21 protein-coding genes and 2 tRNA genes are annotated in these 22,375 nt (G+C 71.0%); 8 read left to right on the top strand and 15 right to left on the bottom strand.

Features of this window, described 5'->3' with window-relative positions:
- Positions 1–180 precede the first annotated feature (180 nt).
- The 3 genes from KY5_RS27070 to KY5_RS27060 are packed head-to-tail and all read left to right on the top strand — an operon-like array spanning position 181 to position 2,977.
- A complete protein-coding gene (locus tag KY5_RS27070) occupies positions 181–957 on the top strand; it encodes an ABC transporter ATP-binding protein (protein ID WP_098244669.1) in 777 nt (258 codons plus the stop codon).
- Complete coding sequence (locus KY5_RS27065) at positions 954–1,832, top strand: ABC transporter permease (RefSeq protein WP_098244668.1); 879 nt, start codon at positions 954–956, stop codon at positions 1,830–1,832. The genes KY5_RS27070 and KY5_RS27065 overlap by 4 nt, the downstream gene beginning before the upstream one ends.
- 11 nt (positions 1,833–1,843) lie before the next feature.
- Positions 1,844–2,977: an ABC transporter substrate-binding protein gene (locus KY5_RS27060; protein ID WP_098247503.1), complete on the top strand. Its 1,134-nt coding sequence runs from the start codon at positions 1,844–1,846 to the stop codon at positions 2,975–2,977.
- Between the two features lie 70 nt (positions 2,978–3,047).
- Here KY5_RS27060 and KY5_RS27055 read toward each other — a convergent pair.
- The 4 genes from KY5_RS27055 to KY5_RS27040 form a co-directional block, all read right to left on the bottom strand.
- A tRNA-Met gene (locus tag KY5_RS27055) sits at positions 3,048–3,121 on the bottom strand.
- Positions 3,122–3,198: 77 nt separating this feature from the next.
- Positions 3,199–5,040 carry a tetratricopeptide repeat protein gene (locus KY5_RS27050; protein WP_098244667.1) on the bottom strand — a complete coding sequence of 614 codons (1,842 nt, stop codon included), beginning with the start codon at positions 5,038–5,040 and terminating at the stop codon, positions 3,199–3,201.
- A 226-nt stretch (positions 5,041–5,266) separates the two neighbouring features.
- A tRNA-Met gene (locus KY5_RS27045) sits at positions 5,267–5,340 on the bottom strand.
- A gap of 51 nt (positions 5,341–5,391) precedes the next feature.
- Positions 5,392–8,334: a UPF0182 family protein gene (locus tag KY5_RS27040; RefSeq protein WP_098244666.1), complete on the bottom strand. Its 2,943-nt coding sequence runs from the start codon at positions 8,332–8,334 to the stop codon at positions 5,392–5,394.
- A gap of 149 nt (positions 8,335–8,483) precedes the next feature.
- Here KY5_RS27040 and KY5_RS27035 point away from each other — a divergent pair, with 149 nt between their 5' ends.
- Entirely contained in the window at positions 8,484–9,023 is a 540-nt protein-coding gene (locus tag KY5_RS27035) for a PPA1309 family protein (protein ID WP_098244665.1), read from the top strand.
- Between the two features lie 75 nt (positions 9,024–9,098).
- Here the strand turns inward: KY5_RS27035 and KY5_RS27030 are convergent, their stop codons facing one another.
- From KY5_RS27030 to KY5_RS27020, 4 genes are all read right to left on the bottom strand, one after another.
- On the bottom strand, positions 9,099–10,184 hold the full coding sequence (locus KY5_RS27030; RefSeq protein ID WP_098244664.1) for a PDZ domain-containing protein: 1,086 nt from the start codon (positions 10,182–10,184) through the stop codon (positions 9,099–9,101).
- Positions 10,185–10,267: 83 nt separating this feature from the next.
- A complete protein-coding gene (locus KY5_RS42260; RefSeq protein WP_199843260.1) occupies positions 10,268–10,444 on the bottom strand; it encodes a hypothetical protein in 177 nt (58 codons plus the stop codon).
- 130 nt (positions 10,445–10,574) lie between these two features.
- A complete protein-coding gene (locus tag KY5_RS27025; protein ID WP_098244663.1) occupies positions 10,575–11,039 on the bottom strand; it encodes a molybdenum cofactor biosynthesis protein MoaE in 465 nt (154 codons plus the stop codon).
- A gap of 159 nt (positions 11,040–11,198) precedes the next feature.
- Positions 11,199–12,311, bottom strand: a complete 1,113-nt coding sequence (locus tag KY5_RS27020; RefSeq protein WP_098244662.1) for an SDR family oxidoreductase — start codon at positions 12,309–12,311, stop codon at positions 11,199–11,201.
- A 188-nt stretch (positions 12,312–12,499) separates the two neighbouring features.
- Between KY5_RS27020 and KY5_RS27015 the strand changes: the two genes are divergently transcribed.
- Positions 12,500–13,987, top strand: coding sequence for a zinc-dependent metalloprotease (locus KY5_RS27015; protein WP_098244661.1), 1,488 nt, complete (start codon positions 12,500–12,502; stop codon positions 13,985–13,987).
- The gene (locus tag KY5_RS27010) at positions 13,984–14,508 is read left to right on the top strand and encodes an NUDIX hydrolase (protein ID WP_098244660.1); all 525 of its coding nucleotides are present in this window, start codon (positions 13,984–13,986) and stop codon (positions 14,506–14,508) included. Before KY5_RS27015 ends, KY5_RS27010 begins: the two co-directional genes overlap by 4 nt.
- 95 nt (positions 14,509–14,603) lie before the next feature.
- Here the strand turns inward: KY5_RS27010 and KY5_RS27005 are convergent, their stop codons facing one another.
- The 4 genes from KY5_RS27005 to KY5_RS26990 form a co-directional block, all read right to left on the bottom strand.
- Positions 14,604–15,359, bottom strand: a complete 756-nt coding sequence (locus KY5_RS27005) for an AIM24 family protein (RefSeq protein WP_098244659.1) — start codon at positions 15,357–15,359, stop codon at positions 14,604–14,606.
- A 16-nt stretch (positions 15,360–15,375) separates the two neighbouring features.
- A complete protein-coding gene (locus KY5_RS27000; protein ID WP_055556420.1) occupies positions 15,376–16,059 on the bottom strand; it encodes an AIM24 family protein in 684 nt (227 codons plus the stop codon).
- An 11-nt stretch (positions 16,060–16,070) separates the two neighbouring features.
- The gene (locus KY5_RS26995) at positions 16,071–17,801 is read right to left on the bottom strand and encodes a TerD family protein (RefSeq protein ID WP_098244658.1); all 1,731 of its coding nucleotides are present in this window, start codon (positions 17,799–17,801) and stop codon (positions 16,071–16,073) included.
- A gap of 117 nt (positions 17,802–17,918) precedes the next feature.
- Positions 17,919–18,542 carry a M48 family metallopeptidase gene (locus KY5_RS26990; RefSeq protein WP_063806238.1) on the bottom strand — a complete coding sequence of 208 codons (624 nt, stop codon included), beginning with the start codon at positions 18,540–18,542 and terminating at the stop codon, positions 17,919–17,921.
- Positions 18,543–18,743: 201 nt separating this feature from the next.
- Here KY5_RS26990 and KY5_RS26985 point away from each other — a divergent pair, with 201 nt between their 5' ends.
- The gene (locus KY5_RS26985; RefSeq protein WP_098247502.1) at positions 18,744–19,868 is read left to right on the top strand and encodes a TOMM precursor leader peptide-binding protein; all 1,125 of its coding nucleotides are present in this window, start codon (positions 18,744–18,746) and stop codon (positions 19,866–19,868) included.
- 41 nt (positions 19,869–19,909) lie between these two features.
- Positions 19,910–21,292 (top strand): ABC1 kinase family protein, encoded by a 1,383-nt coding sequence (locus KY5_RS26980; protein ID WP_098244657.1) that lies wholly within the window; start codon positions 19,910–19,912, stop codon positions 21,290–21,292.
- A 31-nt stretch (positions 21,293–21,323) separates the two neighbouring features.
- Here the strand turns inward: KY5_RS26980 and KY5_RS26975 are convergent, their stop codons facing one another.
- The 3 genes from KY5_RS26975 to KY5_RS26965 all read right to left on the bottom strand — a co-directional run bounded on the left by KY5_RS26975 (position 21,324) and on the right by KY5_RS26965 (position 22,352).
- Entirely contained in the window at positions 21,324–21,506 is a 183-nt protein-coding gene (locus KY5_RS26975; protein ID WP_098244656.1) for a hypothetical protein, read from the bottom strand.
- A 157-nt stretch (positions 21,507–21,663) separates the two neighbouring features.
- Positions 21,664–21,987: a hypothetical protein gene (locus KY5_RS26970; RefSeq protein WP_098244655.1), complete on the bottom strand. Its 324-nt coding sequence runs from the start codon at positions 21,985–21,987 to the stop codon at positions 21,664–21,666.
- Entirely contained in the window at positions 21,984–22,352 is a 369-nt protein-coding gene (locus KY5_RS26965; protein WP_055555173.1) for a WhiB family transcriptional regulator, read from the bottom strand. The genes KY5_RS26970 and KY5_RS26965 overlap by 4 nt, the downstream gene beginning before the upstream one ends.
- Positions 22,353–22,375 lie beyond the last annotated feature (23 nt).

Here is a 22,375-nt window from a genome sequence, read left to right as displayed (position 1 = left end):
CCGGGGCCGCCGCCGGTTTGTGGGCAGGCGTTCCGCACGGCGGAACGGGTGGGCACAAACCACCCACGATCCGCAGTGAACAACGAATCCCAGCCAAGACGCACCCCTTCCAGAATCTGACGGTGCGTCATATCGTCGACGGCGCCCAGAAATCCGCCTGCCCTCCGCAAGGAGACCCCCGTGGGAGACCCGCACCCCAAACTCCAAGCCCACGCAGTGACCCGCACCTTCGGCCGAGCCCCCCAAGCCGTACACGCCCTGGGCCCCATCGACCTCACCATCGCCCCCGGCGAGTTCACCTGCGTAGTCGGCCCCTCCGGCTGCGGAAAAAGCACCCTCCTCCGCATAGCCGCGGGCCTCCTGCGCCCCAGCAGGGGCGAGTTGACCATCCGCACCGCCTCACAGCGCCCCGCCGCGATGATCTTCCAGGACTACGGCATCTACGACTGGAAGACCGTCCAGGCCAACGTCCGCTTCGGCCTGGACATCCAGAAGGTCCCCCGCCGGGAGGCGAACACCCGCGCCACGGACTGGCTCACCCGCATGGGCCTCGCCGACTTCGCCGACGCCTACCCCGCCGCCCTCTCCGGCGGCATGCGCCAACGCGTGGCGATCGCCCGCGCCCTCGCCGTGGAGCCCGAGATCCTGCTGATGGACGAGCCCTTCGCGGCCCTGGACGCCCAGCTCCGCACGATCCTCCAGGACGAACTCCTCGCCCTCACCCAGACCACCCGCACCACCACCCTCTTCATCACCCACAGCCTGGAAGAGGCGATCGTCCTCGGCGACCGCGTCCTGGTGATGTCCGCCCGCCCGGGACGCATCATCGCCGAGCGCCGCCCGCCGTTCCCCCGCCCCCGCTCGGGCGAGATCCGCACCACCCCCGAATTCACCGCGCTCAAGAGCGAGTTGTGGGACCTGCTGCGCGGCGAGGTCGGCACGGAGGCGGCGGCATGAGCACGGTCACCGGCAAGTCCACCGACGCGGACCCCGGCGAGGACGTCCTGGTCAGAAGGCCAGGACCACGCGAACTGCACCCCACCCGCACCCATCGCAGACGCCGCGCGCTCGAACTGTCACTCGCCGTCGGCGTCCCCGCCATGCTGGTCCTGCTGTGGCAGCTCGCCGCGGTCCAGGGCTGGATCGACGACCGCGTCTACCCCGCGCCGCAGACCATCGTCGAGGACGGCTGGGGCCGGGCGGCCGACGGTGACCTGTGGCCGGACGTCTGGGCGACCCTGAAGCGCGTACTCGCCGGATACGCGATCGGCACCGTCGCCGGGTACGCGCTCGGCCTCCTGATGGGCTCGCTCTCCCTCGTACGCGCGGCGCTCGAGCCCACGCTCGACGCGCTGTACGTCGTGCCGAAGCTGGCCCTGCTGCCCGTCTTCCTGAACATGTTCGGTCTCGGCGAGGGCCCGCAGGTCGCCCTGGTCGCCGCCACCGTCTTCTTCTTCGTCTGGATCTCCACGATGGCGGCGGTCCTCGCCGTGCCCTCGGGACACCGCGACGCGGGCCAGGTCTTCGGCGCGTCACCGTGGCAGATGTTCCGCCACGTCCTGCTGCCCGCCTCGCTCCCCGCCGTCCTCGTCGGCGCGCGCATCGCGGCCGGGGTCGCGGTCCTGGTGATCGTCGCCTCCGAGCAGATCGCGGCGGCGGACGGCCTCGGCCACCTCATCTTCGACTCCCGCGCGCTCTTCCAGAACGACGTGATGTTCGTCGGCATCGTCTGCGTCGCCCTGCTCGGCGTCGTCTTCTCCGAACTGGTCCGGATCGCGGGCCGGTTGCTCACCCCCTGGGCCCCGCGCGACCGGGGCCGGAGCCAGTCATGACCGGAGGCACCATGCGCATCCGCACCACCGCACTGCCACTGCTCGCGGCGGGCGTCCTGCTCGCCGCGACGGGCTGCGCGAAGGAGGACGACGCGGCCCCCTCCAGCCCCGCCGGGCCCCGCACGGTCACCTCGGTGTCCGGCTGCGGCAAGGGCAGTTGGACCGACCCCGCCGACCTGGACCCCGACCGTGAGCCCGCCCGCTGCGCGCCGAAGGCGCCCGCCCCCAGACCCCTGTCCAAGGAGCGCAGCCTCACGATCGCGACCGGCACCCTGAGCGCCGAGTACGTGGCACCGCTCCAAATGGCCGTGAAAAAAGGCGAGTTCAAAAAGGAGGGCCTCAACGTCCAGCTGAAGGTCCTGCCCACCCCCGACGCCCTCCCCCTGCTCGCCAAGGGCGACATCGACGCCCAGTGGGCGGCCCCCGAGGCCGCCGTCATGAACGGCATCACCAGCGGCTTCGACATCAAGTGGACGGCGGGCAACTTCTCCCCCGCGGCCGACTCCAAGAGCGGCCTGTGGGTGAAGCTGAAGAAGAACGAGACGGCGTCCCACGTCCCCATGGCGGGCCGCAAGCTCGGCACGATGATCGGCAAGGGCTCCGTCATCGCGTACCCCATGAACAAGGCCCTGAAGAAGCACGGCGGCGGCCTCGACGAGATCCAGTTCCAGCAGCTCGGCTCCGCGGACGTCCTCACCGCCCTGCAGAACGGCGGCACCGACTCGGCCTGGCTGCTCGACCCGGTGTGGCGCAAGGTCGACGGCGACAAGCAGTACGCGTTCCTGGGCGGCCAGCCCCGCGGCGAGCCCCTGGGCGGTCTGCTCTTCGGCCCGAACCTGCTGACCAAGGACCCGGACGCGGGCGTCGCGCTGCTGCGCGCGTACATCAGGACGGTCAACACGTACTTCGCGGGCGACTACAAGCGGGATCCCGCCTTCGTCAGCGATCTGGCGAAGCTCCTGAAGACGGACGAGGCGGTCCTGAAGTCGACGCCGTCGCTGCGCATGGACTGGGAGATCCGCGCGGGCACCACGGACCGCCTCCAGGACGCGTACCGCGCGGCGGGCGTCTCGGAGGGCGACAGGATCCCCGAGAAGAAGGCGGTCAACCGCGAGCTGTACGCGGAGGCGGTGGGCCACAAGTGACGCGCCGCGCATGACGGGCCACACACGACGAAGGCCCGGATCCATAAGGATCCGGGCCTTCACCTTGCAGTAGCGGGGACAGGATTTGAACCTGCGACCTCTGGGTTATGAGCCCAGCGAGCTACCGAGCTGCTCCACCCCGCGTCGGTGAACCCAACTCTACGTCAGGCCCCCGACCAGCGCAAATCCGTTCCCGTTCGCCCCGCCCACCCCGCCGCGCGTCACGCGGTCAGCTCCTGGTGGAGCGCCTCCTTGAGGCGGGCGGCCCGCTCCGCGACCTCCGCGGGCCCGAGCTCGACCGCGCGCGAGGCCCACCGCTGCCCCTGCGCCAGCTGCCCGCGCCGGGCGTAGAGGAGGGCGAGCCTGAGCGCCGCCCGTCCGTGCCCCGCGTCCGCGGCCCGCGTCCACCAGAGCGCGGCCTCCGGCTCGCTGCCCTCCCTGGCGAGCAGCAGCCCGAGGTTGAACGCGCCGTTCCGGCTCCCGGCCTCCGCCGCGAGGCGGTACCACCGGGCCGCCTCGACCACGTCGCCGCGGCCCGCGGCCAGCATCCCGACCCGGACCTGGGCACGCCGGTGCCCCAGCTCGGCGGCCCGCTCGTACCACTCCTCGCACTCGGTCTTCTCCGTCGCGGGCTCGCCGAGGACCGGCGGCCCGACGGACGGGCTCCGCGCGTCGAGCACGGTGCCGAGCCGGTACGCGGCCTCCGCGCTGCCGCCGCCCGCCGCACACCGCAGGTGCCGCTCGGCGTCCTGCTCGTCGCCCTCGCGCAGCCGCGCCGTGCCCACCTGGAGCGCGGCGTCGGTGTGCCCGGCCGCCGCCGCGCGCTCGTACCAGCGCAGGGCGGCCGCCTCGTCGTCCCTGCTCGCGTAGAGGATCCCGAGGTTGAACGCGGCGTCGACGCTGCCCGCCTCCGCGGCCTTGGAGAACCACGGCTCGGCCCCCGCCGCGTCGCCGTGCTGCAGCAGCAGCACGGCGAGCGCGTTGGCGGCCTCGCGGTGCCCCGCGTACGCGGCACGGCGGTACCACTGGTCGGCCTGCGCGGTGCGTCCCTGCTCGGCGCAGAGCAGCCCGAGGTTGTACGCGCCGTTCACGTCGCCCGCGTCCATCGCGGCGCGGTACCAGCGCTCGGCGGTCTGGGTCTCGCCCCGCTCCGCGTGCAGCGCGCCGAGCGCGTTCGCCGCGTTCCCGTCGCCGTCCTGCGCGGCCTTCAGCCACCACACGGCGGCGCTCTCCTCGTCGCCCGCGTCCCGCAGAAGGAAGCCGAGCGCGCAGGCCGCCCTGGACTCCCCGTCCTTGGCGGAGTTCAGGTACCAGCGCCCGGCCTCCTTGAGGTCGCCGCGCTGTTCCAGGATCGCGCCGAGGTGCAGCGCGGCACGCCGGTGCCCGCGCGCGGCCGCCTGGCGGTACCACCGCTCGGCCTCGTCGGCGGGCGACGGCGCGCCGTCCCCGGTCCGCTTGGCCCGCCCGGCCTGCCCGCCGCGCTCGGCACCGGGCTCGGCGCCTTCCGCGTCGGCGCGCCGGTCCAGGGCGCGCGCGAGACGGTAGGCGGCCTCCCGGTGTCCCCGCTCGGCGGCGGTCCGCATCCAGCGCTCGGACCCGACGTCACCGCGGTGCTCCAGGAGATCGGCGAGCGCGTACGCCCCCAGGGTGTGGCCCTGCTCGGCGGACTGCCGCAGCCAGTACTCGGCGGCGGGCTCGTCCCCGCGCTCGCGGTGGTGCCGTCCGAGCGCGTGCGCCGCCGCGGCGGAACCGGCGACGGCGGCGACCCGCCACCAACCGGCCGCCTCGTCGGCGTATCCCCGCTGGTGGAGCAGGACACCGAGGTTGTTCGCCGCGGCGCGGTCGCCCTCGGCGGTCGCGGCGCGCAGCATCGCTTCGGCCCCGTCGAGGTCACCGCGGCGCAGCAGCAGGCTTCCGAGCACACTCATCGCGTCGACGTCCCCGGCCTCGGCGGCCAGCCGATGACGCATTTCTTCGGCCGCCGCCCCGGGATCCTCCCGGTCGGCCGGCTGCACAAACCGCCCTGTCTCCAACAGAGTTGCCTTGTCCCCCATAACGTCCATCGTCGCACCACCTGCAACCTGGGTACACCTGGTATACCGCAGCCAGTGAGGTCACTTCAGCGTTTTGTCGACATGCCCACAGAGAGATAAGTGAAACACAGATCCCCCAACTCTCCCCCGACAGCGCACCGTTCGCGTTTCTTGGCATAGGACACCCGCACACGACGGGCACCACCACACACGACGAAGGCCCGGATCCGTAAGGATCCGGGCCTTCACCTTGCAGTAGCGGGGACAGGATTTGAACCTGCGACCTCTGGGTTATGAGCCCAGCGAGCTACCGAGCTGCTCCACCCCGCGCCGTTGTGTTCAAACCGTACCACGGCGCGAGGTGGCGCTTTTACCGCCCGGTCAGTCGGCCTTGTCCGCGTTCTTGTCGGCGTTCCTGTCGTCCTTCTTGTCGGCGTTCTTGTCCGCCGCCTGGCCGCCGTTCTTGCCGCCCTTGTCGGCGGCCTTCGATGCCTCCTCGGCCCGCCCCAGCGCCTCCTGGAGACGGTCCTGGGCCTCGCCGTACGCCTTCCAGTCGTTGTCCTTCATGGCGTTCTCGCCGTCCTCGAACGCCTTCTGGGCGTCGTCGAGGGCGTCCTGGACCGTCGGGTCGTTCGTCTTCGGCGGCTTGGTGGTGTCGCCGCCGTCGCCCGGTGGCTTGGTGCCGCCGTCCGCCCCGAAGACCTGGTCGAGACCGTCCTTCAGCGAGTCCGCGAAGGCCGTCTCCGTGCCGTACGACACGGCCACCTTCTTCAGGAGGGGATACGCCGACTTGCGTCCCTGTACGTAGACGGGTTCGACGTACAGGAAGCCGTCGTCCAGTGGCACGGTCAGCAGATTGCCGTAGAGGACGTCGGAGTCGGCGCCCTTCATGTCCCGGACGAAGTTGCCGACCTCCGCCATGGAGTTCAGCTTGTTCTGCACCTGTTCCGGACCGTCGACGTCGCCGCCCACTCTCAGCAGCCGCATCTTGCCGTAGTTCTTGCTTCTGGCATCGGCGTCGACCGACATGAAGGCCCGTAGGTTCGGCCGTTCGTTCGGAGTGAACGTCGTCGTCAGGGAGAACTGCTGCTGCGAGTCGCCCGGCGACTTCATGGACAGGTAGTACGGCGGGACCGCGCTGTCGTCCTTCTTCGTCGGGTCGTTCGGGACCTGCCAGGCGTCACTCGCGTTGTAGAACTGCCCCGCGTCCGTGACGTGGTACTTCGTCAGCAGCTCGCGCTGGACCTTGAACATGTCCTGCGGGTAGCGCAGGTGGTCCATCAGCGACGGGGGGATGTCGCCCTTGTCCTTGACCGTGCCCGGGAACGCCTTCTTCCAGGTCTTCAGGACCGGGTCCTTGTCGTCCCAGGTGTAGAGCTTGACCTCACCCGTGTACGCGTCGACGGTCGCCTTCACCGAGTTGCGGATGTAGTTGACCTGGTTCTGCTGGGCGATCACCGTGCGCTGGCTGTCGGCCTGCGACAGCGAGTCCGCGGTGGAGTCGCCGAGCGTGGTGCGCGACGCGTACGGATAGCCGTTGCTCGTCGTGTAGGCGTCCACGACCCACTGGATGCGGCCGTCGACCACGGTCGGATAGACGTCGCCGTCGATCGTCAGCCAGGGCGCGACCGCCTCGACGCGCTCCTTGGGGGTGCGGTTGTACAGGATCCGCGAGCCGTCGCCGATCGCTCCGGAGTAGAGGATCTGCGGCTCTCCGAAGGACACCGCGTACGCGGCGCGGTTGATCGGGTTGGAGAGGTTGACCCCGCTCTTGCCCTTGTAGCTGTACGTCTTCTGACCGCCGCCGTCCTCTTCGTAGTCGAGCTCCTTCTGGGGCCCGCCGACGATCGAGTACTGCGTGGTCTTCTCGCCGTAGTAGATCCGCTGCTCGTACTCGCCCAGGCTGCCCTTGGTGGGCAGGCCGGACTCGGTGAACGCCGGGGCGCCCTTGGAGCCCTTCTTGGTCTCCGTGCCCTTGGCGGCGACCATGCCGTAACCGTGGGTGTAGGCGAAGTGGTCGTTGATCCAGTTCCGCTTGTCGAGCTTGTTCACGTTGAGCTCGCGCAGGCCGACGATGGTGTCCTGGCCGTTGTAGCGGTCCACGTCCAGCGTCTTGGGGAACTGGTAGTAGCTGCGCTCCTGCTCCAGCTGCTGGAAGGTCGGCGAGACGATGTTCGGATCGTTGAGGCGGTAGTTGGCCGCCGTGTCGGCGTCCTCGCGCTTCTTCTTGGGCTCCGCGTCGACCTTGCCCTCGCCCTTGTAGGACTCGGGCTTCACCCCGCTGATGCCGTAGGCGTTGCGGGTCGCCTCGATGTTCTTCTCGATGTACGGCGCTTCCTTGGCCTGCTCGTTCGGCTGGACCTGGAACTTCTGGACGATCGCGGGGTAGAGCCCGCCGATGAGGATCGCCGAGAGCACCATCAGGCCGAAGCCGATGACCGGCAGCTGCCAGGTGCGCCGCCACAGGGTGGCGAAGAAGAGCAGGGCGCAGATGACGGCGATGCAGAACAGGATCGTCTTCGCCGGCAGGTAGGCGTTGGCGTCGACGTACTTCAGGCCCGTCCAGTTGTCCGTCGCCTTGAAGTCACTGGACTTCACCGCCAGGCCGTACCGGTCGAGCCAGTACGCGATGGCCTTGAGCGAGACGAAGACGCCGAGCAGCACCGAGAGGTGGCCCGTCGCCGCCGCCGTCGCGCGCGCGCCGGGGCTGGTGATCCGCAGCCCGCCGTACAGGTAGTGCGTCAGGGCGGCGGCCACCAGGGAGAGCACCGTGGCCGCGAAGCCGAAGCCGAGCAGGAAGCGGTACCAGGGCAGGTCGAACGCGAAGAAGGACACGTCCATGTGGAACTGGGGGTCCTTCTGGCCGAACGGCACCCCGTTGACCCACAGCAGCCACGTACGCCACTGTCCCGCGGCGGAAGCGCCCGCGATCAGGCCCACCAGGGCGGTGATCCCGATCAGCAGCCACTTCTTGTACGGAGCGATGCCCATGCGGTACCGGTCGAGGCTCTGCTGCTCCATCGACATGGCACTCAGCGGCGGGCGCAGCCGGTGCGCCAGCCAGATGTTCACTCCGACGGCGGCCGCCATGAGCAGGCCGAAGACGAAGAAGAGACCGATCTTGGTCCACAGGGTCGTGGTGAAGACCGATGAGTAGTGGACCGAGCGGTACCACAGCCAGTCCGTCCAGAACCCCGCGAACATGACGAAGGCCATGGCCAGCACGGCCAGGACGCCCAGTGTCATGAGCAGGGTCCGGACCCGCCGGGAGGGCCGGCCCACTCTGATCCGTGGCCCCGTCGGGCCTCCGCCGCGGTCCGGCATCTGGAAAGCCAAGGTGCGCACCTCGAAGTTCGCTGTTGATTCTCTGTTGGTCCGTCAGGCCCCCGGAGATCGCGGACCCACACCTATGCAACTTACCTACGCTTTACTCGGTTCCCGTTTCCCGGGACTAACGAGGCAGGATTGTGACCATGTCCAACACTCCCATGGCAGCGAGTCCCCTCACCCGGGCCGTACTCGAGATCGACGAGTACGTATCCGGCCTCGGCTGGGACCGGCCCGCACGCCTCTTCGCGCTGGTAGACACGGCGCGACTGCGCACCCAAGAACCCGGCCTCGCCTCCCAGCTCGGCCTCGACGACGGCGTGGAGCACGCCGGATTCACCCCCATCGAGCAGGAGGAGATCCCCGCGGACAAGCCGCTGGACGAGTTCCTCGGCACCATCGCCTGGCCGGACGCCGTGACCGGCTGCGCCCTCACGGTGGAGCGGCTGATGCTGCCGCCGTCGGCGGAGACGTCCGTCCCCGAGGGCCTCAGCGAGGCCCAGCTCGCCAAGTGGGTGGCCGAGCACCCGGACCGCCAGGAGGTCCGCATGACGGTCGCGGTGCTCCGTGACGGCGCCCGTGAGTCGGCGCTGCGGCTGCGCCAGAAGGACTCGGCCACCGAGGTCCTCACCGGTTCGGACCTGGTGCCCGGCCTGGCGGACGCGCTGGCCGCGACGTTCGCGTAGCCGCCCCGGCTCGTCCCGTACGCGGGTGGGTCCTCCCCCACCCGCGTACGACCGTTCCCGTGCCCGGTCGCCGTGCTACTCGGCGGTGCACTTGGGCAGGTCGGCGGTGTCGCCCTTGCGGAGGTCCTTGAGCGACTTCACGGCGTCGTCGATGGTGTCCACCTTGATGAGGGTGAGCCCGTCGGGGACGTCCTTCGCGGCGGTCGCGCAGTTGTCCTTGGGCGTGAGGAAGTACTCGGCGCCCTTCTCGCGCGCGCCGACCGTCTTCATCTCGATGCCGCCGATCGGGCCGACCTTGCCGTCGACCTCGATGGTGCCGGTGCCCGCCACGAACTTGCCGCCGGTGAGGTCCTCCGGAGTCAGCTTGTCCACGATGCCGAGCGCGAACATCAGACCGGCGCTCGGCCCGCCGACGTCGGCCAGCTTGATGTCGATGGTGAACGGGAAGGTGTGGTCGGTCCCGGCCTCGATGCCGACGACCGCGCGGCCGTCCTTCGCCTTCTCCGTGGTCATCTTGACGTCCTCGGTCCTGGTCGGCTCCTTGCCCGCCTTCTCGGCGGCGGCCGCCTCCTTGACCGGGACGACGGTGAAGACGACGTCCTCGCCCGCCTTGTGCTTGGTGACGAGCTTGGCCACGTCGGGCCATTCCTTCACGGGCGCGCCGTCGACCTTCTTGATGACGTCGCCCGCGTGCAGCTTGCCCTCCGCGGGGCCGTCCTTGAAGACGGTGGCGGCGACGACCTGCGACTTCACCGGGATGTCCAGCTCCTTGAGCGCCGCCACCTTGGCGCTCTCCTGGGACTGGCTGAACTCCTCGGCGTTCTCCTGGGAGGACTGCTGCTCGGTCTTGCCGTCCGGGTAGAGCGTGTCGTGCGGCACCACGATGTTGTCGTGGGCCAGCCAGCCGTACACGGCCTCGGCGAGGTTCATCTTGTAGTCGGCACTGGTGACCCTGACCGTGGTCATGTTGAGGTTGCCGGTCGTGGGATAGGTCTTGTGCCCGGAGATCTGCAGCACCGGCTCGCCGTCGTGGTCGCCGAGGGTGTTCACCGTGGGCCCCGGGGACATCTCCGAGTAGGGCACCTTGATGAGCACTCCCGCGCAGAGCAGCGCGATCAGCATCAGGGTGGACGCGAGCATCGTCGTGGTGCGGCGTGGCATGGAACGACAGTACGGGACGGGCCTGTCGGTGCACCCCTGGGGCCGGTCCGTACGGGGAATTCACAGGATGTCGCGGTGACGTCTCAGGTGCCCGAGTGCGAGTGGGATTTCTCCATGGCCTCGCGGAACGCCGCGTAGCCGTTGAGCTCGGTGACGTCGCCGGTCCGCCCCGACTTGCGGTTGCGGGCGGCCCAGCTGCCCCACAGACCCGCGCCGACCGCTGCGAGAAGCGGAATCAGCAACCAGGCGAGCGATGCCACGTCGACCTCCCGACCCCATGAGCGACCACAACTGACAGATCAGCAGATTAACCATCCGCAGGGTCAACGCTCACGGCAGGGGTCCGGTTACGCAACCGGAGCCCCCTGCTCCCATCCCGCACCAGGAGCCTCAACAGGCGCCGACCCACTCCTCCTTGCCGTCGGAGAACCTCTGGTGCTTCCAGATCGGCACCTCGTGCTTGAGGTCGTCGATCAGCTTGCGGCAGGCGGCGAAGGCCTCGGCGCGGTGCGGGCAGGAGACGGCCACGACCACCGCGAGATCACCGACGGCCAGGTCACCGACGCGGTGGACGGCGGCCAGCGCGCGCACCGGATATTCGGCGACGACCTTCTCGGCCACCCGGCGCATCTCGGCCTCGGCGGTGGGGTGCGTCGAATAGCCGAGCTCGTCGACGTCCGCGCCGCCGTCGTGGTTGCGGACCGTCCCCACGAAGAGCGCCGTGCCGCCCGCGGCCTCGTCGCCGACGGCCCGGAAGACCTCGTCCAGGGAGAGCGGGGTCTCGCGGATCGCGAGGAGGCGGATCGGGTCCTGGGCGGCCTGCTCGCCGGGGTGGTCCATCGTGGTGCGTGCCATGCCGCCATGGTGCCGCACTCCACGCCCGGCGCGGAATAGACCTTTCGACCGGCACGCGCGCGTCACGGCTTGGAGTTCCCTACAGGGCGCCCTGCCCGCCCGCGCGGGGGCGGGGCCGCGCCGCTCCTCGGCGAGGGCGAGCGGCCCCTCCCGCGAGCCTCAGATGCGCCGCCGGGCCTTGCGCGCCCTGCGGACCACCGCGGCGGCGCCGAGCAGCGCGACCGTGGCGCCCGCGGCACCCGCCGCCGTCGCGTCCTTGCGGCCGAGTCGGCGCCCGGCGACCGTACGGCGGCCAGAGACCTCTTCGAGCAGCTCCGCGAGGACCTCCTCGTTGGTCCACTGCGGCCGCCATCCGGCGTCGTGCAGCCCGCTGACACTGACCACCCAGGGGTACATCGTGTACGCGAGGTCACCGGCGGGGGACGGCGTGAGACCGATGCGGTGCAGCCGGGCGGCGGCGCCGAGCGCGACCGTCGACGGCAGCTCCATGCGCCGGATCCCGCTGAGCTCCTCGACCTCCTCCTGCTCCAGCCAGCCGTCGCAGCCGACGGCGAGCTCGCCGTCGACCTTCTCCAGGACGGCGTACTCCAGAGCGCTGCACAGGTCCTCGACGTGGCAGAACTGCCAGGCGGGCCGCGAACCGGCGACGACGAGGAGGCGGGGCGACTCGAAGTAGCGAGTCAGGGCCGTGTCCGTGCCGCCGACCAGGGTCGCGGGGCGGACGACGGTGACGTTGAGGCCGGGGTGCGCGCGCGGGGCGCGGCGGGCGAGCCGCTCGACCTCCAGGAGGTCTCCGACGCCGGTGGCCTCGGCGGTGGCGCGCAGTTCGGCGTCTTCGGAGAGGGGCAGTTCGTTGTCGGGCAACGCTCCGTAGACCATCGCCGACGTGCAGAGCACCACCCGGTGCACGCCCGCGGCCGCGGCCGCCGTGAGGACGGTCTGGGTGCCGCGCACGTTGTAGGCGGTGCGAGCCGCGCCGTCGGTCTCCAGGTCGAGGTCGAGCGCCAGGTGCACCACGACGTCGGCGCCGCGCAGCTTCTCGGCGATCGCCGGGTCCCGGACGTCCAGGATGTGCCACTGAGCCTGCGAGCAGTCGCCGCGGCGCTCGTCGATGGCGATGACCTGCTTGATCTCCTCCGAGGCCGCGAGGCGCTCGGTCAGCAGCGCGCCCACCCCCGAGGCGGCGCCGGTGACGGCGACCACGGGCCCGCGGCCGGGCGACGGGGTTGAGGGGTTTCGCGCTGCGCGAACCTGTGGATCTGGGGAACTCACCGGGCGTCTCCAGCGGTTGTCTTCAGTACGTACGCGAATGACGCGTACGTACCAGGTGGCATCCATCCTGCCGCAGGCCATGAGTCGGCGAAGCACCGAGGCCCGATCCCGTCACGGTGTCTACGCTGGGTGGTGTTGTAGCGCCGCCGCCGGAACGATACCGGCGGCCTGACGAGCCGAGGAATCCCGTGAGTGACACCCCATTCGGATTCGGCCTTCCGCCGGAGGAGCCGGAAGACGGCGACGAGGGCAAGAAGAAGGAATCCCCTGGAGAGGGCCAGAGCGGGGGACAAGGCGGGGGCCAGGGTGCCGGCGGCCCCGCAAATCCGTTCGGTTTCGGGTTCCCCGGAGCGGGCGGTCCCGGCGGGCCCGGCGGCGGTGACAATCCGTTCGCCGCGATGTTCGGTTCGATGAATCCGAACGACCTGGGTGCCGCCTTCCAGCAGCTCGGCCAGATGCTCTCGTACGAGGGCGGCCCGGTGAACTGGGACATGGCCAAGGACATCGCCCGCCAGACCGTGTCCCAGGGCACGGCGGACGGCACCAAGGACGCCAGCGTCGGCCCGGCCGAGCGCTCCGCCGTCGAGGAGGCCGTGCGCCTGGCCGACCTGTGGCTGGACGACGCGACGTCGCTGCCCTCCGGGTCCGGCACCGCCGTGGCGTGGAGCCGCGCCGAGTGGGTCGAGGCGACCCTGCCGGTGTGGAAGGAGCTCGTCGACCCGGTCGCCGAGCGCGTCGGCCTGGCCATGGGCGACGTACTGCCCGAGGAGATGCAGGCCATGGCGGGCCCGCTGATCGGCATGATGCGCTCCATGGGCGGCGCCATGTTCGGCCAGCAGATCGGCCAGGCCGTGGGCGTGCTCGCGGGCGAGGTCGTCGGCTCCACCGACATCGGCCTGCCGCTCGGACCGTCCGGCAAGGCCGCGCTCCTGCCGGTGAACGTCGAGGCCTTCGGCAAGGACCTGGGCATCGACAAGAACGAGGTGCGGCTCTACCTGGCGCTGCGCGAGGCCGCCCACCAGCGGCTCTTCGCCCACGTGCCGTGGCTGCGCTCGCACCTGTTCGGCGCGGTGGAGGGGTACGCGCGCGGCATCAAGGTCGACACCTCCAAGCTGGAGGACGTGGTCGGCCAGCTCGACCCGCAGAACCCGGAGCAGCTGCAGGAGGCACTCCAGCAGGGCATGTTCCAGCCGGAGGACACCCCCGCGCAGAAGGCCGCCCTGGCCCGCCTGGAGACGGCTCTCGCGCTCGTCGAGGGCTGGGTGGACGCCGTGGTGCACGCCGCCGCCAAGCCGCGTCTCGCCTCCGCCGACGCCCTGCGCGAGACGCTGCGCCGCCGCCGTGCGACGGGCGGTCCCGCCGAGCAGACGTTCGCCACGCTGATCGGTCTCGAACTGCGCCCGCGCCGTCTGCGGGACGCCTCGCGCCTGTGGGCCTCGCTCACGGACGCGCGCGGCGTCGACGGCCGCGACGGCCTGTGGGAGCACCCTGACATGCTGCCGACGGCCTCCGACCTGGACGACCCCGACGGCTTCGTGCACCACGAGCAGCTGGACTTCTCCGAGCTGGACAAGATGCTCGGCGAGGCCGCTGGTGGCGGCTCCGCCCCGAAGCCGGACCTCACGAAGGACGAGGCCGACCAGGGCGACGAGGACAAGGGCGAAGACGGCAAGTGAGTCTGTACGACGACACGGCCCTGGTGCTCAAGGGCTACCAGGGCCAGCCCGAGCTGCGCCAGGTCTATCTGGACCACCTGTCCGCGCACGGCGAGGACGGCATGTGGAAGTCCTGCACGGACGGCCACGTGACGGCCAGCGCCCTGGTGGTCGACCCCTCGCGCGGGCGCGTGCTGCTGACCCTGCACAAGAAGCTGCGGATGTGGCTCCAGATGGGCGGCCACTGCGAGCCGGGCGACGCGACGCTGGCCGAGGCCGCGCTGCGCGAGGCCACCGAGGAGTCCGGCGTGCCGGGCCTCACGCTCCTCGCGGGCGGCCCCGTCCGCCTGGACAGACACCCGATCCCGGGCCCGTGCACCCAGCACCTCGACGTCCAGTACGCCGCACTCGCCCCCGCCGACGCCGTCGAGGCGATCAGCGACGAGTCACTGGACCTGCGCTGGTTCGCGTACGACGAGGTGGCGGACGTCGCCGACGCATCGGTGGTACGCCTCGTGGAAGCGACAAGGGCGCGCCTGTAGGACGCGCCCCGCAAGGGGCGCGGGGAACTGCGCGACCAGCCGTACACGGCCCGCAGAAACCCTCGCGCCCCTCGGTCACCCTGCCCGGGCAGGGCTCAGCTCCAGACGTTGCCCTGGTTCGCCCCCCGGGCGCCCTGCTGGCCCATCCCGAACTGCGCCTGGGCGCCCCGCCCGATGACCGCGTTCTGGGGCGGCAGCATCTCGCTGGGCTGGACGAGCGCGTAGCCCTGTCCCATGAAGCTGAGCTCCCAGCCCTCACCGGTGTTGCCGCGGCGCCGCCACACGCCCGATGAATGGGTCTGCGCCTGCATCTGGACGCGCAGCCCGTTGGACCACGCGACGATCGCGTCGGCGTCGGCGTTGACGTACCGGTCCGGCGTGACCTGGAGCATCAGCGGCTGGCCCGACGTCATCAGGGCGACCTTGCCGCGCCCGGTGATGTTGAGCTGGTACTTGCCGGAGCCGGAGATGCCGTACTGGCTGTCCACGGCGATCACCTGGTGGGTCAGCGACGAGTCCATCGCGAGGACATAGCTGCTGTCCACGGTCAGGCCGTCCTGGTCCACGTCCACCACGTGGATGTACTGCGCGAGGTTGGCGAGGTAGACCGTGCCCTGTCCGTGGCAGCGCATCAGGTCGAGGCCCTCGCCGGTGTGCGCGCGGGCCCGCTGGTTGCCCCGGCTCTGGTACTCGGCGTCGAACTCCATCAGACCCTGGTAGGCGACCATGGCGCCCTTGCGGGCCAGGACGTCGTCGTGGCCCTCCAGGGCGACCCGCAGCATCTGCGGGTTCTGGACGGAGTAGCGCTCCTGCGTCTGCTGTTCGGCATGCGCGAAAAGTGGGCTCTGCATGGTGTGTTGCTCCCCCTCAGCCCCGTGCTCGGAGGCGGTCGGTGCTGTCCTCGCTGGGCTGGACGACGACGATGCCCTCTCCGGAGAAGCCCATCTGGTAGGCCTCGCCGCTGCCGCGCCCGATCAGTGAACCGGCCTTGAAGCTGCGCTTGCCCTTCACCTTGAGGTTCGGGGACCAGGCGATCAGCGCGTCCGGGTCGACGTACGTCTCGTCCTCGCCGCGGCCGCAGTCGACGACGATCGGGGTGCCTCGGGAGGTCAGCGCGACCCAGCCCTGGCCGGAGATCTTGATGTTCCACAGCCCCTGTCCGGCGAACTTGGCCATGCCCTTGACCCGCTCCACGCCCCACTGGAGGGAGGCGTCGAAGGCGAGCAGGTTGGTGCCGTTCACCGAGAGGGAGTCGCCCGCCAGGTTGATGACGACGACGTCCGCTCCGTAGTCGGCGAGGTAGAGGAGGCCGTCTCCGGAGCACTTCATCAGGGGCGCGCCCTCACCGGTCATCCACTCGCGCGCGACCTGTCGGACGGCGGGCGGATTCGGCTCGTACTGCACGAACCCTTCGTAGGCGACCATCGAGCCCACGCGCGCGAAGAGGTCGTTGCCGGTCTGCATGGCCACCTTGAGCATGTGGTGGCCGTGGTTCTCCATGCGGGCGGCGACGGGTGCGGGAGCGAAGCCCGCGAACTGCTGCTGATTCATGACGGGCTCCCTCAGACCTCGTACGGCTGGACGACGATGAAATTGCCGGGCGCGCCACGGAACTGGAGGTTCACGCTCTCCCCCGTGGAGCCCGCGTACGCGTTGCTGCGCAGCCGCACCTGGCTGGAAACGATCGCCTGTGCGGCGGCCGACCAGGCGACGACGGCGTGGCAGTCGGCGAACGTCGTCGGCGTGACGGGCAGCACGACGGGTACGCCGTGGGTCTTCACGATGACCGTGCCGGTGCCCTGGAACTGCATGACGAACAGCGCGCCACCGGGGATGCCGTGACCCTCGATCCTGCGCACCTCGTGCTGCAGCGTCTCGTCGAAGGCGAGGACGTTCTCCGCGGAGACGCAGATCGCGTCGCCCTGGAGTTCGATCGGGTGCAGATGCGTGCCCTCTTCGGCGAGGAAGACCTGACCGCGGCCGGAGCACCGCATCAGCTGCATCTCCTGGCCGGTGGAGTTGCCCACGATGCGGCCCGCGAACCCGGCGCCCTTGTAGCTGAACTCGACCTTGCCCTGGTAGAGCACCATGCTGCCCTGGCGGGCCAGTATCGGCTGGTCGGCGACGCCCAGGTCGACGCGGATCAGCTTCTCGTTCTGCTGCGTCCAGCGCTGTCCCGTGGGGGCCTCGCGGTACTTCTGGAGGGCCGCCGCGACACCGGCGCCCTGCGGGGCCGCGCCCTGCGGAGCCGCTGCCTGTCCGGGGAACTGTCCGCCCGGAGGCTGCTGACCGTACCCGGGCGGCACCGGGGCACCGGGCTGCTGACCGTACCCAGGAGGCATCGGGGCCCCCGGCTGCTGGCCGTAGCCGGGCGGCAGGGGCGCGGTCTGTCCCGGGGCCTGCTGCTGCCCCGGCACCTGGCCGAATTGCGGCTGCTGCGGCGGCTGCTGTCCCGGCTGACCGTACGGCGCGGGGGGCGGGGGCGGCACGGTGCCACCGGGCGGCTGGTGCACCGGAGCCACGATGGTCTGCGCCGCGTGCACCGACGGGTCCGCGGGAGCCGGAGCCTGGGGCGGAGTGGCGCCCTGGGGCGGCGCGAAGTTCTGCGCGGGGGCGGGGGCGGGGGCCGGGGCCGGGGCCGGGGCCGGGGCCTGAGGCGGCGCGGCCGCTGCCGGGGCGCCGAAGGCGGGCGGCGCGGCGGCCGCCTGCGGGGGCGGCGCGAAGGACGGCGCGGCGGCCTGCGGCTCCGGGGCGGCGGTCTCCTCCTCCGCGACCTCTCCGCCGAAGTTCTTCAGCAGGGCGTCGAGCCCGCCGTCGAAGCCCTGGCCGATCGCGGCGAACCGCCAGACGTCCTTCAGGTAGAAGTCGCCCAGCATGACGGCGCGTTCGGTGGAGAACTCCGCGCCGTTGAAGGAGTAGCGCGCCACTTCCTCGCCGCCCGCGACGATGCGGACGTACCCGGAGGCGACCTGCGACATCTGCCCGGCGCCGTCGATCGTCGCCGTGAAGGAGAGCCGCTGGATCTGCTGCGGGACGCGGTCGAGCGTGACGCGGAAGGACTCGGTGTCGCCCGCCTGCGCGCCCAGGAGCTGGATCGACTCCTCGGGCGACTTGGGCTGGTTGAAGAAGACGAAGTAACGGTCGTCCGAGAGCCGCTCGCTCGCGTCCAGGCCGAAGCAGCTGATGTCGAACGTCAGTCCGGGGGCAGAGATCTGTACGCCTACGTACAGATCGGTCCCCGCGGTGAGGTCACTGATCTTGGCCTTGTGGCCGCGTTGGAATTCCCTGGCCATACGTAACGACCGTCCCCCATCCCGAATGTGAATGCGTCGCGTCAGGCTAACCGCAAAGTCCGACAGCGAGCGAAGCCGGTACAGACCCGCTACACAACCGCGGAATCCGGCGGACGTTCACTCCTCGCGGGCGGCCGGCAGGTGGGGCAGCCGGTCGGCCGCGACCACCCCTTCGAGGTACCCCCTGGCCCGCTCCGTACGGGGGTAGGCCTCCAGGAGACGCCAGAAGCGGGGGCCGTGTCCGGGGACGAGGAGATGCGCCAGTTCATGGACGAGGACGTAGTCGACGACGTATTCGGGCATGCCCTGCAGCCGGTGCGAAAGGCGGATGCTGCCCTCCGAGGGGGTGCAGGAACCCCAACGGGTGTTCTGGTTCGTGACCCAGCGAACGGAGGCGGGCCTGGCCCGGCCCTCGAAGTACTGATCGGACAGCTGCCCCGCGCGCTCGGCGAGCTCCGCGTCACCGAGGAGACGCTTGCTCTCCTGCGCCGCGAGCTTGTCGAGCATCACGTTGACCCAGCGCTGTTCCTCCGCCTCGGACATCCGGGCGGGGATGAGGACGACGGTGCGATCGCCCTCGCGGTAGGCGGAGACCGTTCTGCGGCGGCGGGCGCTCCGTCTGACCTCGACCGCGCTGGCACCTCCGCCGGACGAGGGTGGACTGGTCGTGCTGCGCTGTGGAGTTCCGGCGCGATGCGCCGAGGTCTCCCCAGCGACGCGAGGAGACGGGTCGGCGGGCACGCCCCGACGTTACCCGCTGGGCATGGGGGAAGTCCCGCCTCCGGGACGGTTCGGCGCTGTTCCGCTCCCCATGCGCTGGATTAGTACGACAAGCATCCCGTGCCTGTGGACAACGCGACGCGGCTGCTCGGCGTGACGGGCATTCTGGCCATCGATCGACACGGCGGACGGGACGTGCCGAGCGGCCTACGGGGGACGACCATGCATCCGATCTTGAAGCCCGCGCTGCGGCGCGGCTGGCGCGACCTGAGCACCGTGCAGTTCGGGGTCGCCCCCGCGCACGCCTTGATGCTCGGCCCGATGGACACGGCGACGGGCAGCTTCCTGACCTTGCTCGACGGGACCCGGGGACTGCCGCTGCTGCGGGCGGAGGCGCAGCGGATGGGCCTGCCCGACGGACACGTGGACAGACTGCTCGGCGAGCTGTCCCGGGCGGGCCTGCTCGACGACTCGACGGGCGGCGGGCCCGCGGCTCAATCCCTGCGCAAGCGCGGCGCGGCCATGGACCGGCTCCGGCCCGACCTGGCCTCACTCTCACTGCTCTCCCCCGAACCGGGCGAGGCGATCGACAGACTGGCGGCGCGCCGGTCCATGCGCGTGCGGGTGCAGGGCGCGGGGCGGCTCGGCGCCGCGCTGGCCTCGGTGCTGGCGGGGGCGGGCGTGGGCCGGGTCGACGTGCTGGAGGGCGGGCACGTCGAGCCGTGGGACGTCGCGCCGGGCGGGCTCCCCGCCGAGTCGATCGGTGAGCGCAGGGACACGACGGCGCGGCGCGTCGTGCGGCAGTGGGCACCGGACCGTCCGCCCCGGGCGGCGGAGGGAGAAGCGGGGCTCTCCCTCGTGATCATCGCCCCGCGCGACGGACTCGCGGCGTACGCCCCCGACCCGGCGGCCGTCGAAGGGCTCATCGCCTCGGGCACGCCTCATCTCTACGCCGGGGTGATCGAGGGCACCGCGGTGGTGGGCCCCCTGGTCCTGCCCGGAGCGAGCGCCTGTGCGGGCTGTCTCTTCCAGCAGCGCGCCGACCGCGACCCCACCTGGCCACGGATGCTGGCGCAGTGGCGCTCCGGGCCCGCGCGGCAGGTGCCCGCCTGCGACCTGGCCCTGTCGACCGCGGCCGCGGGGCTGGCCGCGGGGCATGCGCTCGCTTTCCTTGACGGAGCCTCCTCGGCCTGTGCGGGCACCCGCTGGGAGGCGTCCGTGCCCGGATTCGCGTGGCACTCTCGCCCGGTTTGGCCACATCCCGCATGCCCTTGCGGAGCGGGTGCGCGCAATAAGGGGGATCAGGCCACCGTGGACCGGGAGCCGCACGACACAATGGCCGGGTAACCGCCTGACAAGGCGCGGCTGTCTGGGACTTGGAGGGGCGCATGTCTGATCTTCCCCGGAAGGCGGTCACCCGTACCGCCAAACTGGCCGCGCTCCCGCTCGGCTTCGCGGGGCGCGCGACCTGGGGGCTCGGCAAGCGGATCGGGGGCAAGTCCGCGGAGATCGTCGGACGCGAGCTGCAACAGCGCACGGCGGAGCAGCTGTTCAAGGTCCTCGGCGAGCTGAAGGGCGGGGCGATGAAGTTCGGACAGGCCCTGTCCGTCTTCGAATCGGCGCTGCCGGAGGAGGTCGCAGGGCCCTACCGCGCGGCACTCACGAAGCTGCAGGAAGCGGCGCCGCCGATGCCGACCCGCACGGTCCACGCCGTGCTCGCGGAGCGCCTCGGCGAGGACTGGCGCGACCTGTTCCAGGAGTTCACGGACAAGCCCGCGGCGGCCGCGTCGATCGGCCAGGTGCACCGGGCCGTCTGGGCGGACGGGCGCGAGGTCGCGGTCAAGGTCCAGTACCCGGGCGCGGGCGAGGCGCTGCTGTCCGACCTAACACAGCTGAGCCGGTTCGCCCGGCTTCTGGGGCCGCTGATTCCGGGGATGGACATCAAGCCGCTGATCGCCGAGCTGCGCGACCGGGTGTCGGAGGAGCTCGACTACGGCTTGGAGGCGCAGGCACAGCAGGCGCACGCGGAGGAGTTCGCGGACGACCCCGATGTGGTCGTCCCCCAGGTGGTGCACCAGAGCGAGCAGGTCCTGGTGACCGAGTGGATCGACGGGACGCCCCTGTCGGAGGTGATCTCGGACGGGACGCAGGAGCAGCGCGACCGGGCGGGTCAGCTCCTTGCCCGCTTCCTCTTCTCCGGCCCCGCGCGCACCGGCCTGCTGCACGCCGACCCGCATCCGGGCAACTTCCGTCTGCTGCCGGACGAGAAGAGCGGCTGGCGCCTCGGGGTCCTCGACTTCGGCACGGTGGACCGGCTACCCGGCGGGCTGCCGGTGCCCATCGGCGCATCGCTGCGGATGACGCTGGAGGGCGAGGCCGACGCGGTCTACGAGATGTTGTGCGAGGAGGGCTTCGTCAAGGAGAGCGTCGATCTCGAACCGGACGCGGTGCTCGACTATCTGCTGCCGATCATCGAGCCCATGCTGGTCGACGAGTTCACGTTCACGCGCGGCTGGATGCGCAGCCAGGCGGCCCGGGTGGGCGACCCCCGCTCCCCCGCCTACCAGTTGGGCAAGCAGCTGAACCTGCCGCCGTCGTATCTGTTGATACACCGCGTGACGCTGAGCACGATCGGGGTGCTGTGCCAGCTGGGCTCGACGGTGCGGATGCGGGACGAGCTGGAGGAGTGGCTGCCCGGCTTCGCCGTGGAGGCCGAGCCGGAGGAAGAAGTGGAGGAAGAGGTGGAGGAAGAGGCAGGGGCCGAGGCCTGAGCCCAGGGGTCAAGGGCCAAGGGCTGGGCCTTCACCACCAGGACGAGTCGAGGCGGCCCTCGATGGCTCTGATGTTGTCGCGCGCGCAGGAGTCGCAGAAGTAGTGACGGCTGCCGTTCTCCACGGAGCAGGTCCAGGTCGGCGGCGCGCCTTCGGCGACGGTGCCGCAGCGGGAGCACACGAGATTCTCCGTGCCCGCATTCTCCGTGCCCATGGGCTGAGGATTCTGCTGGTCCACCCGGCGACCATAGCGCCGCGCGGGGAAGATCGGTGACTACAACGCACCGCGGGGGCCGGTCCGTTCGGACCGGCCCCCGCCTCGTTCTGTCGTGGTACCGGGCCGCCCGCGGGGGCGGCCCTTCCTGCGTGTCCTACTGCATGACGGCGATGGCGATCGCACGCCGGGCGCGCAGCGACGCGCGCTCCGCGCGGCGCTGCATGCGGCGGGCCGCCATGAGGCGCTCGACCGGGCGCTGGGCCTCGGCCTCACGCAGGCGTTCGTGCATATGCGCACGAGCCATGGCTTCTGGGATGAGTTGCATCTCACGGGTCCTGTTCTGGCGCGAGGTGTTCGCACCGGTGGTGGTGAAGTCTGTGATCGCGGAGCCGGCGGGCTCGCTGGTGGCTGTCTTCATCGGGGCCTGCTTCTGGGGGTCGTGCGTCAGGGGGCGATCGATCGTTCCGGCGGTGCTCATGCGGCGACCGGGTTCTTGCGCGGACGACCACGCGGCCGCTTGCGAGCGACGACCACGCCCTGGACGAAGAGCTCGCCGCCCCAGACGCCCCACGGCTCACGCCGCTCCTTGGCACCGGCGAGGCAGGCCTCCATCAGCGGGCAGGTACGGCAGAGCGACTTGGCGTACTCGACATCGGCCGGCGACTCGGCGAAGAAGACCTCCGGGTCGTACGCGCGGCAGGGAACGGGTACGCCGAGGTTCTCGATGGCGTCGTCGAGCGCGGTGAGCGCGGTGAGGGGAGTCAAGGTCGGGTCCTCCGTGGGTGCGGGCGGGGGGAGCGTCTGTGAAGGCGGTACGGACGGGGCGTGCGCTTCGAGTTGCACGGTGGTGTTTTCCTCGTCTGGTC

The sequence above is a fragment of the Streptomyces formicae genome, from assembly GCF_002556545.1.
GTDB lineage: Bacteria > Actinomycetota > Actinomycetes > Streptomycetales > Streptomycetaceae > Streptomyces > Streptomyces formicae_A.
This window is presented reverse-complemented; position numbering and strand designations above follow the sequence as displayed.

Coding starts and splice junctions, on each gene's coding strand:
- KY5_RS26980 (WP_098244657.1), top strand. CDS start 19,910: ATGTCTGATCTTCCCCGGAAGGCGGTCACCCGTACCGCCAAACTGGCC.
- KY5_RS27035 (WP_098244665.1), top strand. CDS start 8,484: ATGTCCAACACTCCCATGGCAGCGAGTCCCCTCACCCGGGCCGTACTC.
- KY5_RS27040 (WP_098244666.1), bottom strand. CDS start 8,334: ATGCCGGACCGCGGCGGAGGCCCGACGGGGCCACGGATCAGAGTGGGC.
- KY5_RS27005 (WP_098244659.1), bottom strand. CDS start 15,359: ATGCAGAGCCCACTTTTCGCGCATGCCGAACAGCAGACGCAGGAGCGC.
- KY5_RS27060 (WP_098247503.1), top strand. CDS start 1,844: ATGCGCATCCGCACCACCGCACTGCCACTGCTCGCGGCGGGCGTCCTG.
- KY5_RS27065 (WP_098244668.1), top strand. CDS start 954: ATGAGCACGGTCACCGGCAAGTCCACCGACGCGGACCCCGGCGAGGAC.
- KY5_RS26970 (WP_098244655.1), bottom strand. CDS start 21,987: ATGAGCACCGCCGGAACGATCGATCGCCCCCTGACGCACGACCCCCAG.
- KY5_RS26995 (WP_098244658.1), bottom strand. CDS start 17,801: ATGGCCAGGGAATTCCAACGCGGCCACAAGGCCAAGATCAGTGACCTC.
- KY5_RS27050 (WP_098244667.1), bottom strand. CDS start 5,040: ATGGACGTTATGGGGGACAAGGCAACTCTGTTGGAGACAGGGCGGTTT.
- KY5_RS27025 (WP_098244663.1), bottom strand. CDS start 11,039: ATGGCACGCACCACGATGGACCACCCCGGCGAGCAGGCCGCCCAGGAC.
- KY5_RS27030 (WP_098244664.1), bottom strand. CDS start 10,184: ATGCCACGCCGCACCACGACGATGCTCGCGTCCACCCTGATGCTGATC.
- KY5_RS27000 (WP_055556420.1), bottom strand. CDS start 16,059: ATGAATCAGCAGCAGTTCGCGGGCTTCGCTCCCGCACCCGTCGCCGCC.
- KY5_RS26975 (WP_098244656.1), bottom strand. CDS start 21,506: ATGGGCACGGAGAATGCGGGCACGGAGAATCTCGTGTGCTCCCGCTGC.
- KY5_RS26985 (WP_098247502.1), top strand. CDS start 18,744: ATGCATCCGATCTTGAAGCCCGCGCTGCGGCGCGGCTGGCGCGACCTG.